17 protein-coding genes, 3 tRNA genes and 1 pseudogene are annotated in these 16,581 nt (G+C 43.9%); 2 read left to right on the top strand and 19 right to left on the bottom strand.

What is annotated here, in order from left to right; translation table 11 throughout:
- Positions 1–22: 22 nt before the first annotated feature.
- From PO771_RS05250 to PO771_RS05190, 12 genes and pseudogenes are all read right to left on the bottom strand, one after another.
- Positions 23–373, bottom strand: coding sequence for a hypothetical protein (locus PO771_RS05250; RefSeq protein WP_272562226.1), 351 nt, complete (start codon positions 371–373; stop codon positions 23–25).
- Positions 374–489: 116 nt separating this feature from the next.
- Positions 490–840 carry a 3-deoxy-8-phosphooctulonate synthase gene (locus tag PO771_RS05245; protein WP_272562225.1) on the bottom strand — a complete coding sequence of 117 codons (351 nt, stop codon included), beginning with the start codon at positions 838–840 and terminating at the stop codon, positions 490–492.
- Between the two features lie 105 nt (positions 841–945).
- Positions 946–1,422: a hypothetical protein gene (locus PO771_RS05240; protein ID WP_272562224.1), complete on the bottom strand. Its 477-nt coding sequence runs from the start codon at positions 1,420–1,422 to the stop codon at positions 946–948.
- A complete protein-coding gene (locus PO771_RS05235) occupies positions 1,419–1,976 on the bottom strand; it encodes a hypothetical protein (protein ID WP_272562223.1) in 558 nt (185 codons plus the stop codon). Before PO771_RS05235 ends, PO771_RS05240 begins: the two co-directional genes overlap by 4 nt.
- Before the next feature lie 120 nt (positions 1,977–2,096).
- The gene (locus PO771_RS05230) at positions 2,097–2,804 is read right to left on the bottom strand and encodes a DUF2711 family protein (RefSeq protein ID WP_272563100.1); all 708 of its coding nucleotides are present in this window, start codon (positions 2,802–2,804) and stop codon (positions 2,097–2,099) included.
- 1,659 nt (positions 2,805–4,463) lie between these two features.
- Positions 4,464–4,537: transfer RNA gene (locus PO771_RS05220), tRNA-Val, on the bottom strand.
- Between the two features lie 15 nt (positions 4,538–4,552).
- Positions 4,553–4,635, bottom strand: a tRNA-Leu gene (locus PO771_RS05215).
- Positions 4,636–4,643: 8 nt separating this feature from the next.
- Positions 4,644–4,718, bottom strand: a tRNA-Cys gene (locus PO771_RS05210).
- A gap of 104 nt (positions 4,719–4,822) precedes the next feature.
- Positions 4,823–5,371 (bottom strand): hypothetical protein, encoded by a 549-nt coding sequence (locus PO771_RS05205; RefSeq protein WP_272562222.1) that lies wholly within the window; start codon positions 5,369–5,371, stop codon positions 4,823–4,825.
- Between the two features lie 18 nt (positions 5,372–5,389).
- Positions 5,390–6,082 carry a class I SAM-dependent methyltransferase gene (locus tag PO771_RS05200; RefSeq protein ID WP_272562221.1) on the bottom strand — a complete coding sequence of 231 codons (693 nt, stop codon included), beginning with the start codon at positions 6,080–6,082 and terminating at the stop codon, positions 5,390–5,392.
- Positions 6,083–6,247: 165 nt separating this feature from the next.
- A complete protein-coding gene (locus PO771_RS05195) occupies positions 6,248–6,439 on the bottom strand; it encodes a gamma-type small acid-soluble spore protein (RefSeq protein ID WP_272563099.1) in 192 nt (63 codons plus the stop codon).
- Positions 6,440–6,508: 69 nt separating this feature from the next.
- Positions 6,509–6,739: pseudogene (locus PO771_RS05190) on the bottom strand (GIY-YIG nuclease family protein); the annotation flags it as partial.
- 86 nt (positions 6,740–6,825) lie between these two features.
- On the opposite strand from PO771_RS05190, the gene PO771_RS05185 reads away from it, so the two are divergent.
- Together PO771_RS05185 and PO771_RS05180 are read left to right on the top strand one after the other, a co-directional pair.
- Positions 6,826–8,211 carry a TldD/PmbA family protein gene (locus tag PO771_RS05185; protein ID WP_272562220.1) on the top strand — a complete coding sequence of 462 codons (1,386 nt, stop codon included), beginning with the start codon at positions 6,826–6,828 and terminating at the stop codon, positions 8,209–8,211.
- On the top strand, positions 8,208–9,509 hold the full coding sequence (locus PO771_RS05180) for a TldD/PmbA family protein (protein WP_272562219.1): 1,302 nt from the start codon (positions 8,208–8,210) through the stop codon (positions 9,507–9,509). Before PO771_RS05185 ends, PO771_RS05180 begins: the two co-directional genes overlap by 4 nt.
- Positions 9,510–9,542: 33 nt before the next feature.
- Here the strand turns inward: PO771_RS05180 and PO771_RS05175 are convergent, their stop codons facing one another.
- The 7 genes from PO771_RS05175 to PO771_RS05145 all read right to left on the bottom strand — a co-directional run bounded on the left by PO771_RS05175 (position 9,543) and on the right by PO771_RS05145 (position 15,925).
- The gene (locus PO771_RS05175) at positions 9,543–10,250 is read right to left on the bottom strand and encodes a hypothetical protein (RefSeq protein ID WP_272562218.1); all 708 of its coding nucleotides are present in this window, start codon (positions 10,248–10,250) and stop codon (positions 9,543–9,545) included.
- A gap of 111 nt (positions 10,251–10,361) precedes the next feature.
- Positions 10,362–11,144 carry a basic amino acid ABC transporter substrate-binding protein gene (locus tag PO771_RS05170; RefSeq protein ID WP_272562217.1) on the bottom strand — a complete coding sequence of 261 codons (783 nt, stop codon included), beginning with the start codon at positions 11,142–11,144 and terminating at the stop codon, positions 10,362–10,364.
- A 101-nt stretch (positions 11,145–11,245) separates the two neighbouring features.
- Positions 11,246–12,436, bottom strand: coding sequence for a CapA family protein (locus PO771_RS05165; protein ID WP_272562216.1), 1,191 nt, complete (start codon positions 12,434–12,436; stop codon positions 11,246–11,248).
- Between the two features lie 71 nt (positions 12,437–12,507).
- The gene (locus PO771_RS05160; protein WP_272562215.1) at positions 12,508–13,410 is read right to left on the bottom strand and encodes an acyl-ACP desaturase; all 903 of its coding nucleotides are present in this window, start codon (positions 13,408–13,410) and stop codon (positions 12,508–12,510) included.
- Between the two features lie 155 nt (positions 13,411–13,565).
- A complete protein-coding gene (locus PO771_RS05155; protein ID WP_272562214.1) occupies positions 13,566–14,072 on the bottom strand; it encodes a C4-type zinc ribbon domain-containing protein in 507 nt (168 codons plus the stop codon).
- Between the two features lie 33 nt (positions 14,073–14,105).
- Entirely contained in the window at positions 14,106–15,221 is a 1,116-nt protein-coding gene (locus tag PO771_RS05150; protein ID WP_272562213.1) for a Nif3-like dinuclear metal center hexameric protein, read from the bottom strand.
- Positions 15,197–15,925, bottom strand: a complete 729-nt coding sequence (locus tag PO771_RS05145) for a tRNA (adenine(22)-N(1))-methyltransferase (RefSeq protein WP_272562212.1) — start codon at positions 15,923–15,925, stop codon at positions 15,197–15,199. The genes PO771_RS05150 and PO771_RS05145 overlap by 25 nt, the downstream gene beginning before the upstream one ends.
- Between the last annotated feature and the right edge of the window lie 656 nt (positions 15,926–16,581).

Genomic DNA, 16,581 nt, shown 5'->3' with positions numbered 1-16,581 from the left:
CATGTTTTATCTACATGGCTTGTTACCTTCTGTAATAACGCTTTAATTCTGCAACTCGATGCTTATGATAATCACCAAAAGATGAGACATGCTCATTTAAAGTGTCCCAATTTTTATCTAAGTAAGGATTGAGTTCAGTTGTGTTGGAATCCACACCTAGACCAAGTACATACTCAAAACACTCACCGCATAAAAATTCATCAGTTTGTTCCAGAGTTAGGTCAACTGCCTGCGGTATTAAACTAAAACACTCTTCAGGCGTTAGGTCATTTGTTAAATTCTCATATAATCTGGAAAAAAACCATTCATCTTCATTTAATTTTTTTTGCCAATCAATCGTTCTTTTCAAAAATTCATCTTTAATATTAATCAAAGCTTCTTTCGTCTCCTATAAAAATGCTCTTTGATTTAACTATCGATTTCCGTTAGTTCAACAAAGTTATTATCTTTATTGTCTAGAACTAACTGTTGGTCTTTAACGCCAGATTTTTATTTATCAAACTTTGCACTGTTGTACGCCCCTTTAATTAATGGTAACACTGTTTTGAAATTGAATATTAAGTCATCAATCGTTTTTATAGGCTTAACAAAGCCTACATTGTAAACTCCCCATCTATCTTCTTCTGACTCAATACAAACTGATAAATATGGTTCTTCTTCAACTCCCCATATAATTCCCGCCCTGCTCCCATCGGGTGCTTGAACAAATCCATCTCCTGACGTACAACTCTCATCTTCCTCATAATCAAAATTAAAGTGGTCAGTGATTTCGCCATAAATATATCCATCAGTTTCTGTTTCCATCATAAGTGGAAACCCATTATATACAATTGGTTTCATATCTCACTTCACTCCTATGAACCTTTATTTAAACTCTATTATAACTACATTTTCGGTATTACCTAATTAAGTTAAACTGCCCGTTAGTTGAACAAAATCCTTGTTTTATGTATCCTTATTCCAATTAACAAACCAAGCATCTGCCACGAAATCGTTCCAGTAAAGGTAAAATCCTTTTGCTACCACTTTCCACTCACAAAACCCATTGGCTGAACCGAATATTTCATACAAATAGTATTCAAAGTGCTGTTTACAGTCAAATTTCATAATTTCCAATTCTTTGAAATTAGTACATTCGATTCGTTGTGGTATATTATCGTTGTTAAAGTATATAGCTTCATTTTTGATTGGTTCGACAAATACTAAACGACATTTATCAGTATTTTTAGCAACATCAAAGGGATTAAGCGGATGATGCGGTAGAATGTTGATTGATTCTATATCAACGGTTATTTCACCTTTATTTACCTCTATTTTTTCTACTAAGGCATCATGAAAATCCAGTAAATCAAAGTAATCAGCCGTTGTGGAATATTTCCATGTTTCCATTTCATTTTCACCGCCATAAAATTGCTCTTTCATGTATTTACTATCGTTTTGACTTGCTCTAATAGTTCATTGTATTCTTCCCAAAACTGATGGTATTGCCCTTGAAACAATTCATTATCTATGAGTTTCTTTTGGTGACCTTCATACAATTGCTTGGCTTCTATTGCGAAGGTGTAAATCTCATTAGCATAAATAGATAATGGAACTTTGATCTCTAAATTATGGAATTTAATTGAACCTTCATTTTTCTTGAAGTCTGTTAATAATACATGAGCATTTTCATGCTTGACTTGCCACCCTATATTCATTGGACAAAACATCATATAGCATCCACAATGAAAGATAAGGTACTCTTCATCCTGTATTCCCTCAACGTAATACTTTGGAATTTGGTCACATGGAAAATCTGCAACTACTGTCCTTAACAAAGCCAGTGCAGATTCAGATATATTCCATTCCCCATCTTCTTCACTTGAAATCATTAAATTTCTTACACGCAGAACTATTTCTCCATGTGAGCATAAATCTTCTGATTCGTCACCTAACCAATACTGCTTCAAGATTCTTAACTCAAATTCTTTTCCCATAAGACCCTCTCTAATATCATTAATAAAATCGTGCTTTGATTCGGTACTTAACACGTAAAGGTAATAAAGAAGCCAACCTCTATATATGACCGACTTGTTTTGAGCTTTTTTCCATTATTTCTATTGCTCATCTTGACAACTCCAATAAATTTCAGTTTGCTCATCACAATAAAAACCTTCTAAGTTACAGTAATCAACAATTTTATTTATTGTGTCTTTGTCTGAACATACCATTGAAAAGTGACTATCCCAATGAGTTGTAAATAAGATTTTATTATCGTGTGTAAAAAGGTTTAAATGTTGATTTCCAAATGGGTCATTATCCTTAACTAAATCATCAATGTACTCTAGCTTTCGTTCTGTGCAAAACTCATCTCCCACCCAGAACCAATCATGCCCCTCATTCTTTACTGCTTGTAACAATCTATTCGTCAACAACTCTGGTAGACAACCTTCTGTTGGTGGAACTAATTTCTTTTGTTCACAAGTATCTTTGATTACCTTAGCAAGGTGCTCATTTGCAAATTGCTTTCGCAACCCCAAAATCATTGTGCGTAATCCAATGTCTAACTGGCGAAAATCTCTAATACATGACAACTTTAAAAACTCTGTCCATGTAATCAATTCACATGTTCTAATAACATCATTTTTACAGGGATATGTATCTGGGTAAAATGATTCTATATCAATTGTTATTGGTTTGATGAAGGGATGAAGAAAAATAAAAACTTCATCAAAAACTCCCTTGTAAAAAGTCTTAATCGGTATATCAGCAGGAGCACAAACCGCATATCTATGTGGCTCAGGTATGACCCTTGTTTTATTCATCAAATTATCACCATCCCTTATGTAGATAAGGTGCTAAGCTTTGTTATTCAATAAAATCATTCTTCCACTATTATCTCTTTACACTATCTAAACCAAAAACAGTACACATTCTCCTATAAAGATTTACCTTACAAACTATGTACTATCTACTCACAACTAAAAGAAAATTGTCTTTCTTGACACAACGTCAGGCTGCTCTACAATTTCCGCTACCGCTTTTCTCTCCTTAAATCTGTAGTTGTTTATCCAATAAATCAAAGCATCTGCATATAACGATGTACATATAGCTGCCCCATCTCGAATAAAATTATTCTCTATCCATTTTGCTTCACCGTTTTGATACTAAAAATCAGGAGCTGGGGAATCAACCAAAGACATGATTCAACAACTACTAACGTTCCTGATGTAAAAGGTTTAAAGTAAGATTCTGTACCTTGAAGCAAGAACCTATTAAATACGAATGAACTTAAAAACGATAAGAAATTTAAAAGCAACATATTTCTAATAGATGATTGAAAAAAGGTTATTATTATAAATGCACACAACACAATAAAATAACCAATTCCTGACCCCAAATAGAAATCAGCGGACATGCCTATAAAAGTGAATGGAATAAGGAAGAAAAGAAATAATAGCCACTTCTTTCTGAACATCTACACACCACCTTACACAATAAACCAATCCTTTCATCCAATTACCATCATACCATTTATAGGAAATTTAATCAGTTGGAATTTTTGAGTTGATTGCGGGAACGGGTGTACTTCGAGCATAAGCAGGAATAAAAACATTTAAAAAAATGTAAAACACCCCCCTTTTCCGGAATTAACCCTTTAAAAAGCCAATAAAAATAAGGGTTTCTCAACCCTTTATTGTAGATAAAAGTTATATTTCATCTAGCGTCTCACAGAATGGCTTGTACACTTCAATAGAAGAACGAGACACTTAGAAATTCGGAACGTTCTATAGGCTTGCTAGGTGTCCGTTATGATGTGTTATGGCATCCGCGTCCTTTCTCCAACTAAAAAACAGCCGTTATATCAACGACTGTCCGTATTCCTTCACGACTTTGTAGAATGTATTTTTTCAGCCCTAACATGTCCATAAACTAGACAGCGGTTATCTCTTTGCTTTGCCATTTCTCATAATTGGGTCCTAGCATTTCCCTCTGTTCTTTGCTCAGTATATCCAGGTTCATTTGTGGTCTGCCCAGATGTTTCCCTTGTGCCTTCGCAACCGCAATTCCTTGTGCTGTGTCGTGTCCAGTAGCGGTATATCCAAAACCTTTATGTCGGCTTTAATATCCTGTGTGATGTACTCCCATTCTCGCTTTATCTCTTTACTGTTCCGTCCGAATCGATCAATGGACTTGGTATAAAGCAGGCCCCCTCACGCAGGCACTGCTTCAACGCTTGATACTGTTGGCGATTGAAGTCTTTTCCACTCTCTCTGTCATGAATATGTCACGTTCATTTATTCCTAGCTGCAACATCCCATACTTTTGTCTGTCTGGATTCTGATCTTTACTGGATACACGAATATAAGCGAATGTTTTCATAGTCAAAGCCCCTCTGCTACCATTTCTGTTTGCAAAGGTGTACATTTGTAAACATGAAAAAAAGCCTTATAAAATAAGGCTTTAATCTCTACTGCATATGATGGACTCAACTGGATTCGAACCAGCGACCTCTACGATGTCAACGTAGCGCTCTAACCAACTGAGCTATGAGTCCGTAAATGAATACGGATGCGGTCGGCGAGACTCGAACTCGCACGATCATAGATCACTACCCCCTCAAGATAGCGTGTCTGCCAATTCCACCACGACCGCAGGCTGTATGGAGGGAGTACCCGGATTTGAACCGGGGAATAAAGGTTTTGCAGACCTTTGCCTTACCACTTGGCTATACTCCCTTTATGCTGTTTTTTATTTCAGCGACAAGGTTCATTTTATATCAGCCAGCCTGCTCAGTCAAGAATGTTTTTAAAAATTATTAACCTATACTACCTGCAGGCCGCTACAAGCTGTTTGTTTTTCTCCCAGCTGCAAAACCGGTAATCAGAAAGCAGGAGACAAACGCTGTCACGGCCACAATGATCCCAAACATTACGCCAATCGCACGCATAAACGTGTCTTCACCTGGATAAGCCGGCTGCAAGGTCATCAGCATATACACAAATCCCAAAGCGAGCAATGCATAAAAGCTGCTTCCTACCGCACTAGCCTTAATCCGATTTCCTTTCGTCCCCTTCCACGATGCGCCAGCTACACTCCAAAACAAAAGGCTTACCACTACAGCCACCACCATAATGGTAATGTGGAAAAGTGGAACCAAAAAATACATAAGCAAATAGAGCAGAAAGCCTGTGAAGAAAAAAAGACCGGCATTTATGCCGAACAAAAATAATCCGGCTTTCCAGTGATTTTGAACCCAATCTGCCCCTTTCAACTTTTCAGCTATTTTACTGGTAGTTACTTTCGTAGCAAGTGGATTTCTCATCAGCAGTGCTACCGTACTTACGGCCACTACAAGAAAACTGATTATGACGAATGACGTTACAGGCATCCCAATGTTTGCTCCTTATTAATCAATTAATTTCCTGCCGTACAAAACAACAAAATTAAAATATTTATACATGCAATCCACATCCGAAAATCCAGCTTCTTTTAGCCAGCTAATCTGCTCTTCAAGCGTTGACATTTTATCCAGCTTCGTTCTTTCATAAGCGGACATAATTTCCTGTCTCGCCAGTCCGCTGTTCTCTACTTTTTGCTTCCAGTCTGTTTTGTAAAGCTCATCAATGTACGATGTACTGCCCAAAACTTGATCCGCATTTACGAATACGCCATCTGCCTTCAATAACGAGAAAATACGCTCATATAAATTTTTCTTCTCCATATCTGTTAAATGATGAATCGAAAGGGAAGAAATCACGACATCAAATTTTTCAGTAAAGTCATGCTTCGTATAATCATCCACAATGTATGTCACATTTGGATACTTCTCAAATCGCACTCGGGCCATTTCCAGCATTTTCTCAGAAATATCAACAAGCGTCAAGGATGCCTTCGGATATTTCTCCATTACAAAATCAGAAAGAAGCCCTGTACCCGCCCCTACATCCAGGATATTCGGAGAATCATTCGCTGTCTTGGCAGCTGAGACTGCAATGCTATAAAAATCATCAAAGCACGGAATCAACTTTTTCCGCTGCTCATCATACTTGCTTGCTATTTCATCAAATTTCGCCATAACATTCGCTCGTTTATGTTCCACCTTCTACCCCTCCACTATGTGAAATAGAACCATTTCGCTATCTTCATCCATCATAATAAAAGATGGGTCATAATCCAAATATATAGATATTATCATCGATATAACTTTTACCTATAAAAAAACGAGACCCCGGGATATCCCGGAATCTCGTTTGTCATGCAGAACTTAGAACTGGTTGCTCTGATTGCTCTGCTGATTGTTCTGCTGCGCTTTCGCAGCAGATTGCTGGTTCGCCTGACGCACTGCTTGCACATCTGTTTCGCTTGCGAACTCAGTTTCAGAATTTCCCATCTGAGAAGCTGCGTTTTGCTGACGCACCTGGTTTACGTCTGTGTTTGCTGGAGAACGTTTAGCCATTTGTATCACCTCCCCGTACTTAAGATGCTCGTTTCCTGCGAAAATAACCGCACTTTCTGTATGGGCTGCGATCAATTTTTCTTTCTGTTTTCGCGAATATTTTTTCACTTCGTATTCACGCTTAAGCGCCGTACTTTTATCCGGCAACTCTTCTACATACACCAGTACTACCGGGGTGCGACCCCGCGTGTACTTTGCCCCCTTGCCTTCGTTATGCTTGCGCAGACGGGCATAGACATCATTCGTGGAACCTGTATACAGCGTTCCGTCACAACATTGTACGATATAGACGTAATACATCCTCCCACAAATCCTTCCGTAAAACCTTTTCATATCATAAAATAAGAATACTACCAGTATATTCGCACAGAAAGGGGAGAATCGTCATGCTAGCACCAAGTACTGTGGAGCGTGTTCTACAAGCTGCGCTTTCGCACGGAGGAGATTTTGCAGAAGTTTTTGTTGAGAATCGAATCGAGCAAAACATCTCAATGGTAAAAGGCGAGGTCGAAAAAGCCCGCTCAGGCCAGGATTTCGGCATTGGAATTCGGATTTTTCATGGCTTTGATTACTTGTACACATATACAAGCAACGAAGACGAGGCTCACCTGATCGATACAGCACGCCGCTTGTCCTTAGCTGCGAAGCAAGGCACACAGGCGAATCGTACAATCACATTTCAAAAGGAGCTCATCGTCCCCCGCCATATCGCGCTCATTGATCCGCGTGTTGTTTCAATTTATCGTAAGCGAGACGTGCTCGCGGAAGTTAGCCACCACGCGATGGCGTACCATACCGCGATCACGCAAGTGCAAACACGCTATTTTGACGAAACACAAAATGTCCTGATCGCCAACTCAGAAGGATTATGGGCTGAAGACAAGCGCGTGCGAACAAGGCTGTTTGTCGAAGCGATCGCGACAGAAGATAACCAGAAGCAGCGCGGTTATATCGCACCTGGCGCGCAAAAAGGATTTGAGTTTTATAACGAAATCGACTTGCGTGCTCTTGCCGAAGATGCGGCAGACATCGCTGTGCGCATGCTGGAAGCAAAACCTTGCCCAGGCGGTAAAATGCCTGTTGTAATCGATAATGGATTTGGCGGCGTTATTTTTCATGAAGCATGCGGGCACGGCATGGAGGCGACAGCGGTTGCTAAAGGCAAAGGCCCATATGCAGGCAAACTCGGCCAGCAGGTCGTCAGCTCGAAAATCTCGGCAGTAGATGATGGCACCATTATAAATGAATGGGGCTCACTTCATGTCGACGATGAAGGTACGCACAGTCACCGCAACGTTCTGATCGAGAACGGTATTCTCAAAGGATATCTTGTTGATAAATTGAACGGACGCCGGATGAATATGGCGCCAACCGGCTCAGCACGCCGCCAATCGTACCGCTACGCTCCGACCTCCCGCATGACCAATACGTATATTCTCCCCGGCTCGGATAAGCTGGCGGATATGATTACCTCGACTGAACACGGCCTGTACGCCAAGACGATGGGCGGAGGCAGCGTGAATACGACAACAGGCGATTTTAACTTTGCCGTGCTTGAGGGCTATATGATTGAAAACGGCAAGCTGACCTATCCGGTTAAAGGGGCCACCCTAATCGGAAACGGGCGTCAGACGATGTACGACGTCGATATGGTCGGCGATAACTTCCTGCCAGGCCAGGGCATGTGCGGCTCGGTCAGCGGCTCTATCCCGGTAAATGTTGGGCAGCCTGCCCTGCGCGTATCTCAGCTGACAGTAGGAGGTAGCCAATGATTGAGCAATTATTTGCACTAGCCCAGAAGAAACACATTGCAGAACTCGAAGTACTGACCAGTGAATCAACAAACTTCAGCGTTCAGGCATACGAGGGCAAAATCGAGTCGTATAAAAAGACCAATACAGCAGGTATTGGAGTACGCGGAACGCATCAAGACGGTACCGGCTATGCGTATACGGAACGTGTTCATTCGTCTGAGCTGGAAGCATTGCTCGATATGGTTAAAGACAATGCATCCCTTATTCATGAGCAAGAACCGCTTCTCGCAGAAAAACAGGAAGGCAGCTGGCATGACAGTCAACCTGACATAACAGAAGAAGAAAAAATCGCACTGGCTCTCGAACTTGAGAGCAAAGCGCGGCAGGCAGCTGACGTATCGGATGTCAGCTATGCGATGATCAGCTCAGGAGACGGTATGCGCCGCATCGCCAATACGTATGGATTAAACAAATCGTTTCGTTCCAACTACAGCATGGCGTATTTATCTGTCATCGTAAAACGTGGGGATGATGTCGAAACCGACAGCTCCTACTACATTGGAGATTTGCGACACGTATCGCTTGATTCTCTCATTGAAGAAGCGGCAGGTAAGGCACGCCGTAAGCTCGGCGGCAAGGCTGTACCAACCGGATCATACCCAGTTGTGCTCGACCGGCGCATCATCTGTTCGCTGCTCGGTGTATATAGCAGCATTTTCTCAGCCCGCAATGTCCTTCAAGGTACATCGCGCTTAGAAGGCATGCTCGGAGAGAAATTCTTCGGCTCATTGGATCTGCTCGATGACCCACATTCCGGCCATGAGCGCATTTTATTTGATGATGAAGGAGTCGATACTCGTTCCTTGTATCTCGTGCGTGATGGTGTGATCGAGAGCTACTTGCACAGCCTGAAAACAGCAGCGGAGATGAAGCAGACACCGACGGCACACGGACTGCGCAGCTACAAAGGCACCGTGCAAATCGCACCGCACCGCCTGCAAATTCCGAATGGCACACAAGAGTTAGCGACACTGTTTGCGGATATGGGCAGCGGTCTCTACATTACCGACGTACAGGGCCTTCATTCTGGCACAAATGCGATCTCTGGGGATTTCTCGCTTGCAGCGCAAGGGTATCGAATTGAGAACGGCCAGCTCGCGTCTCCAGTCAAAGATATTACGATCGCCCACAATTTCTTTGACCTGTTTAGTCAACCCGTAGTAAAAGCGAACGACTTCGAGTTCTCCATGCCAAGCGGCCACAGCCAGTTTGGTGCACCATCAATTTTATTTCCAGCGATTTCAGTATCCAGCTAGTCATTCACGAAAAAAACTCTTGAGCCTGATGGTTCAAGAGTTTTTATTTTGCGTTGGATCAGCAGGCGTTACAGCAGGCTGAGCCGGTGGAACCGGACCTGTCTGCATAGAGCTCAGCTTCCATCCATATTGAGTTTTTTCCATCGTAATCGTTATTAATACATCGCCTGTAGGAGCTGGAGTCGGAGTAGCCGAAAGCGGTGTTCGCGTTACGATTGCTTCTACTACAGCAGATTTGTCCTGTTTCTCCTTCAACGACACTTGCTTTAAGCGATCTTGTACCGGAGCCGCTGCTGTTCGGCTTGTCCAGGCACTCTGCAAACGTTTGGACTCACTGTTAATAAAGTCGTCTACAGCAATCGGCACCAGCATATTACGATACTGCTTAAGTGCAAGCTTTCGCACAGAATCTACATCCGACGCAGCTTGCGGCATCCCCGTGCCATATGCGCCATAAAATGCTGTTTGCACAGCCTCTGCCTGAATGTAGGCAAGCTGTGGTAGTGTTGTTTCATCTACATCCGGACTTTTCGTGAGTGCCGCTACTTTTTCCAATTTCGCTTTCGCGTCTTCCGCTGTTTTTACTTGCTGGCGGGTAGTATCCAATTGTTTCTTAACTGTATCGAGTTCCGTTTTTAGCGCCTGGTTCTCATGCTCCATGACCCGTGTGTTACATCCGGTCGTTAACAAACTGATCGAGACAAACAACGCGGTCGTCGCCATTGTCCATTTTTTTCTCATAGTCAAAGTCAATCTCCTTTACCTGTATAGGACATTCTTTATTGTAGCAGGAATAACAGGAATTTGGGAATAAAAAAAGAGAATCCATGGATTCTCTCCTCTATTTCCAGCTTATTTTTGCTTAAAGTATTTTTGGTACAGCGCATCATATGTGCCGTTTTGTTTAATCTTTTTCAATCCTTCGTTGATTTTGGCAACCATTTCTTTGTCGTTCTTATTCATCATGATCCCATAGTTTTCCTTCGGCATAGATGGGTCCTCAATCGTTACAAAACCTGATTTGTTTGTCTTTTTCATCTGCGTCAACATCGGAACATTATCACCAATCACAGCATCAATCCGTTTATTGTACAAATCATCCATCGCAGACGGAAGGTCATCAAACTGCTTCAAATTCGCACTGCCCTTGCCAAGCACTCCTTCTGCCATGAGCGCACCTGTTGTAGATAGTTGAACACCTACACGCTTGTCTTTCACATCTTTTAGCGATTTTACAGGCGAGCCTTCTGGAACCATAATCAGCTGTTTCGCTTCAAAATACGGATCAGAGAAAGCGAATTGTTTCTTACGCTTGTCGTTAATTGTAATCGCAGCAATCGCAATCTGAGCTTTTCCATTTTTCACTTGCTCTTGTGCCCCATCAAAGCTTGCATCCTGTACATCAACATCAAGCCCAACTTCTTTCCCAATCGCCTTGATGACATCCACATCAAAGCCCTGCGGCTTGCCATCCGGACTCATATACTCAAACGGCGGGAACACGGCATGTGTTACCGCTACAATTTTTTTACCGTCAGCAGTCTGCTTGGCGTCTCCTGTTTTCCCGCATGCAGCAGTCAATGCTCCCATTGCAACAACGAGGAACAAAATACTCGCTTTCTTCCACATCTTCATACTAACTTCCCCTTTACGAACAGTATAATTATTAATATATAGTGATAATTATACATAGTTCATACATAAAGAGCAATGTATTTTATTTTATAAATTATCTTTTATTTCTGGATTGTAATTATTTTTTTATTGGAGCCGGTTACGAAGGCTGCTTCTTTCAACACTTTTCCCTCGAATGCTAGCTCTACTTGCTGTGAACCAATATTATAAAAAATATATTTCCCTTTATATACTTCATATGGCTGTACAGCCTGCGCGCGATGTCCAATAATGACGTCTGCACCTGCATCAATAAGCTCCTGCGCCATATCTTTCTGGTAGCGCTCAGGCTTCGTACTATCAGATGCTCCCCAAAACATGTTGACGACAACTACGTCTGCCTGCTTTTTGGCACGCCGAATATCATCCAAAATGTGCGTACCATATGCATCTGCCACCCCCGCTTGTCCTGCTTCTGCTTTCCAATCCACGGAAGGAACGATGCGCGAGAAGGCAAGCATGCCATACTTCGTTCCATTTTTCTCACGAATATACGGGGCAAATGCCTCCGCCTGCGTGCCATATCCAAGTACCGGGATATTCTGATTGCGCAGCCGTTTTATTTCTGCTGTTACCTGTTCACGTGCTTTGCCCGCCAAAACATCACTATTGGCCACATCAATGCCCGCCGCCCCATTCTTCGCCGCTTGTACAAGCCAGGCCGGAATGTCACCACCTGGTGTAAATCCGTATACCGGAATCAGATGAAAGTCTGCGCCTGCTGCCGGACGAACCGAGGCACTGCGATATGCCGTGTCACCCGAGACAGCTAGCCGAAAAAGAGGGGAGGGCTCTTTAGTCGCAACTGCTTTTTTCGGCTCAGCAGTCGGTTTCTCTCCCGTTTTTTGGGACGATAGCAGATCGTTTACTTTCTCTTCTTTTGCTACAGCAGGAATAGTCTCCGGAACAGCTACCGCCTTTTTCCCTGCTGTAACAACTTGATACCCTTGATAGCCTCCATATCCCGCTACGACAAAAATTGCAGCCCAGATTACTCCTTTTGTCAGGCGGCTCTGCTTCTGCACCTTCTGCGCCTGCAAACTTCCATAAGAGAGCACTTCATTCGCATCCAGTTGATAAAAGGAAAGAAGCGCCTCCATTTCTTCTACTGTGAGCGGGCTTGTCCCTTGCTCAATCCGCTTCAAACGCTGAATCGAGATGCCCGTTCCTTGCTCAATCTCCTGCAGTGTAATCCCTGCATCCAAGCGGAACTCTCGCATCTTCTCGACAATAGCGGTCATCTCACTGTTCATTTCTTCCTCCCCCTTTTTTCCCTACGAAAAAGCCCGGAATCGCTTCCGGGCTTGTACAACATGCTGTTTGCTTAGCGAATTTTTTGTTTTGCGGCACGCAGACGGGCGCAGACCCGCTTTAAGCGACCATAATGGGTGATGATGCGCTGACGTGCTTCTTCTGCTTCTGGTGCACTTGGACGGAGAGATTCAATTCCCCAGTATTCCATCAGCACTTCATAAACCTGGTCAAAATATTCAATCGGACCGTATGCTTCCTTGGCAATCACATTCATCCGCTCATCGTAATCTGGCATTACAGTGCCTGGCATCGTGAAGTTAACCATAACCCCAGCAAGATGATAGACGTAATTCTCATCTACTTCAAGATGCGCTTTTACCGCATCACGATAAAACGCATAGTGCAGCACCTCATCTTTAGAGAGACGGCGCAGAAGTGTCGCCAGAATCGGGTCCTCTTCTCGTGCTACACGGGCTACATTATTATAGAATACCATTGTAGCCAGCTCCTGCAATGTTGTATATGCAAGCGTCTCCAACGGTGTCGTAAAATGGTCAACCCAGCCGTGTTCGACGGTCTGCTTACGCAGCTGGTGAATGGTACGCGGGTCGCCATTGCGCGTCAGCAGCAAATATGTCTCCAGCAGACTAGAGTGCTGATCTTCTTCTGCTGTCCATGTATGGATAAAATCGTGCATTACGCTGAAGGAACCACGAAACGTTTCGTTCAGGTAGCTAGTAAACCACGGCAGATTCACTTCAGTCAGCAGTGCCGTTTCGACAGCGATGCGCAACCCCTCTGTTAGGTTCCCCTGTCCCGGTTCGTATGGGACACGTTTAAAATCTTGCCCTTGATCCCACGGCAAGAATTCATGGTAGCTCCAGTCGATCGCTTTCGAACGCTCTAGATGGGTCTCATACAGCTCTTTGAACTTTTTTTCCAAACGATGGTCTAAATGACTTGTTAAAAGCAAGGCGACTCCTCTTTTCTCGTAAAAAATTTATGCTTATTTCTTCTATATTCACAATGTATTTGTATGAAGCATAGTACCGCCATTATAACATGTCGCAAAAAGATATCAGCCTTTTTGTATGAAAAAATGTTTTCCGTTTGATTACATCCTATATGCTAGACGAGAATACGCCCACATTCCTCACATACAATCAAACTTTGCTTACGTTCCCACTCTTCCATCTGTACAGCAGATAAAGGCAGATAGCATCCCATGCAAGAACGGCGGCGCACTTCTACAACCGGATTATCCGAGATGAGATCACTAATACGGTGATACAACGCCAGAGTATCAGTAGACAGCACGGCCTTGTACCGTTCTGCTTCTGCTTCCTTCTCGCGTTTCTTTTCCCTAAGGACCGATTCTTCGGTAAAACGGCGCTCAAAAAAACGCTCTTCATCTTTGTTCACAAGCCAAAGTTCCTGCTGTGCTAGTGCAAGGTTAATTTTACCGTCAATATCGTCATCTGCAGGTGTACCCAAAGCCTCGAGCTTCTGCTCGGCAGATCGTCGTCGCTCCATAAGCTCTCGTTCTTCCGCTTTGAGTGATGTAAGCTTTTCTTTAATTTGACTACATTCTTGACGTACTCGATCCCATATAAGCAATGATTGTGCTTCTTCCATAATTGGTATTTCTTTTCTCTCCTCTTCTTTCTCTTATATAAACGTGAACGGATCTGTGTTTACACGAGATATAATGACTTCTGTATCCAGACGGTCTTCATGCAAGCGCTTTGCAAGCACCTTCTGTACTCCCTGCTTCATAATCTTCTCCACGTTATGACCGGGATCTACAATCGAGAGACCTCCTGCCATGGCATCATGTGCCGTATGATAATAAATATCGCCAGTTACAAGCACATCTGCACCACGAAACATCGCTTTCGAGACAAAGCTGTTTCCATCTCCGCCGAGAACAGCTACCTTACGTACAGGGCGATCCAGCTCGCCTACTACACGCGCACCCGATACGCCGAATGCTTTCTTCACCTGTTCAGCAAATGCTTTAAGTTCCATCGCCTGCGGCAGCTTACCAATACGACCAATCCCCCATGTTTTCCCCACCTGCTCAACCGGGTAAATATCATAGGCAACTTCCTCATACGGATGGGCGGCCATCATGGCTTTTACGACACGCGTTTGTATGTCTTCCGGCATAATCGTCTCGAGCCGCACTTCTTCTACCTGTTCAAGTTGATTTTGCTCACCTATGTAAGGGGTCGTCCCTTCATGCGGCATAAACGTTCCCGTTCCATGTACACCAAACGAACAGTGACTATACTGGCCAATCCAGCCAGCTCCAGCCTGTGTCATGGCATTCCGTACATGATCTACATGCGATACCGGGACATAGACAACGATTTTTTTCAATTTCTGCTCATGCCACGTCTCTAGTGTATCCACATCTGTTAGCCCAAGTGCTTCGGCCATCAAATCGTTAATGCCACCTTCTGCTACATCAAGATTTGTATGGGCGATATAGACAGCGATATCGTGCTTGATCAGCTTCTCATACAGACGGCCCGCTGGCAAGTCGGTGCGCAAGTTTTTGAGCGGACGAAAAATAACGGCATGATGGGCAATAATCAAGTCTACCCCTTCTGCGATTGCTTCATCAACTACATTCTCAAGTATATCGAGGGCAATCATCACCTTCTTAACTTCTTTCTGTAACGTGCCCACCTGCAGCCCAATTTTATCCCCTTCCATCGCCAGATGCTTCGGGGCAAATTGTTCAAAATATTGGATTATACGTTGTCCATTTGCATACATGTCAGCATCTCCTCCATCCAGGTCAGTCTCTTCTCCATTTCCTGCCTGCGGCTTTCAGCTTCCGTACTTTTCGCTTTCGCCATTTGATCAAGCACCGACCGCAGCTTCGTACACTCAAGTGACCATTTCTTATGCAGCACTGGAGACTGCTTACGCCACAGGTGCGGTCCAAGCTCTATAAGATCGGCTGGAGTCCGTGTGCTATTTTCATACGGAACCATTGGATCACCCGGTCGCGCCTCCAAAATTTCATAAATAATTCCGTCTTCCTCAAGAATGTCTTCCGCGACAAGCTGCCAACCATGCTCGATGAGCCAGCGGCGTACAAGGGGAGCAGCGACATTTGGCTGCAAGATAAGCTGTCTGACACCAACGAGCTTCGCTTCCCCCGCCCCAAGAATGGAGGCAATCAGGCTTCCACCCATGCCGGAGATACATACTACGTCTACTTCTCCTGGTTCAAGCACAGCTAGTCCGTCCCCAAGGCGAGCTTCGATCCGATCTGTCAGTCCCACCGATTGTATCTGGCGTACGGCAGACTGCCACGGCCCTTTATTTACCTCACCGGCAATGCATGAAGCGGCAATGCCCTTCTGTATTAAATAAGTCGGCAAATACGCGTGGTCAGAGCCGATATCAGCCACCCGGCTCCCCTGCTCCACTCGATCGCCAATTCGTTGTAATCGCTGTGAAATCTCAATCATACGTTGTTTCTCTCCTCAGTCTGGATCATTCTCCATTAGCTTACCATATGGGGCATCGGAAGAGAAATGCTGTTCTCGACAAAGTGTGGTTGAGGAGTGGGATTGGGCGGGACCTCGTCACTTTAGTACACTTACAGAGAAGCTGTAACTGTCCGCTCCAGGTGCCAGGCGAACTCGCCCACAAAAAAAGCCTACGATGTAGTTACCTCGAAGCATTGTGGGCAAAGGCCCATTCGCCTGTCTCCTTCCGCTAGGAAATCATGTACAGGCGTTCCGCTGCCCCGCCCAATCCCGCTCCTAACACAGTTTGATTGAATATCTTCAAGCATTATCGAGATGCGAAGCTTTTCTATGCAAGAAACATAAAAAAGATGTCTCATCCGTCACTTACATGACTTTCGAGACATCCCCTGGTTTGTCCATATACAGCATGAAACTTAGTTTGTTTAAAGGTGCGAGCAGTAAAGTGTGTCGGGAGCGGAGAAGAGAGAAAGTAAAGAACGCTTTTATGCGCCTACCCAGCAGAAGGAGTCCGGCAGACGAGCTTTTGCCCGCAAGCAGCGAAGCAGATCATCATGGCCCCCTTTGCGGGCACGTCTGCCTGACTCCTGGAGCGGACAGTCACGCTCCCCCGCAGCGCATAATCAAGTGACGAA

This window comes from Aneurinibacillus uraniidurans (genome assembly GCF_028471905.1).
GTDB lineage: Bacteria > Bacillota > Bacilli > Aneurinibacillales > Aneurinibacillaceae > Aneurinibacillus > Aneurinibacillus uraniidurans.
The sequence above is the reverse complement of the archived record's forward strand: the minus strand, read 5'-3'. Positions and strand labels throughout refer to the sequence as shown.

What these genes read in the sequence shown, in the direction of transcription:
- PO771_RS05245 (WP_272562225.1), bottom strand. Translation starts at nt 840, where the DNA reads ATGAAACCAATTGTATATAATGGGTTTCCACTTATGATGGAAACAGAA.
- PO771_RS05240 (WP_272562224.1), bottom strand. Translation starts at nt 1,422, where the DNA reads ATGAAAGAGCAATTTTATGGCGGTGAAAATGAAATGGAAACATGGAAA.
- PO771_RS05235 (WP_272562223.1), bottom strand. Translation starts at nt 1,976, where the DNA reads ATGGGAAAAGAATTTGAGTTAAGAATCTTGAAGCAGTATTGGTTAGGT.
- PO771_RS05230 (WP_272563100.1), bottom strand. Translation starts at nt 2,804, where the DNA reads ATGAATAAAACAAGGGTCATACCTGAGCCACATAGATATGCGGTTTGT.
- PO771_RS05205 (WP_272562222.1), bottom strand. Translation starts at nt 5,371, where the DNA reads ATGCCTGTAACGTCATTCGTCATAATCAGTTTTCTTGTAGTGGCCGTA.
- PO771_RS05195 (WP_272563099.1), bottom strand. Translation starts at nt 6,439, where the DNA reads ATGGCTAAACGTTCTCCAGCAAACACAGACGTAAACCAGGTGCGTCAG.
- PO771_RS05185 (WP_272562220.1), top strand. Translation starts at nt 6,826, where the DNA reads ATGCTAGCACCAAGTACTGTGGAGCGTGTTCTACAAGCTGCGCTTTCG.
- PO771_RS05180 (WP_272562219.1), top strand. Translation starts at nt 8,208, where the DNA reads ATGATTGAGCAATTATTTGCACTAGCCCAGAAGAAACACATTGCAGAA.
- PO771_RS05175 (WP_272562218.1), bottom strand. Translation starts at nt 10,250, where the DNA reads ATGAGAAAAAAATGGACAATGGCGACGACCGCGTTGTTTGTCTCGATC.
- PO771_RS05170 (WP_272562217.1), bottom strand. Translation starts at nt 11,144, where the DNA reads ATGAAGATGTGGAAGAAAGCGAGTATTTTGTTCCTCGTTGTTGCAATG.
- PO771_RS05165 (WP_272562216.1), bottom strand. Translation starts at nt 12,436, where the DNA reads ATGAACAGTGAGATGACCGCTATTGTCGAGAAGATGCGAGAGTTCCGC.
- PO771_RS05155 (WP_272562214.1), bottom strand. Translation starts at nt 14,072, where the DNA reads ATGGAAGAAGCACAATCATTGCTTATATGGGATCGAGTACGTCAAGAA.
- PO771_RS05150 (WP_272562213.1), bottom strand. Translation starts at nt 15,221, where the DNA reads ATGTATGCAAATGGACAACGTATAATCCAATATTTTGAACAATTTGCC.
- PO771_RS05145 (WP_272562212.1), bottom strand. Translation starts at nt 15,925, where the DNA reads ATGATTGAGATTTCACAGCGATTACAACGAATTGGCGATCGAGTGGAG.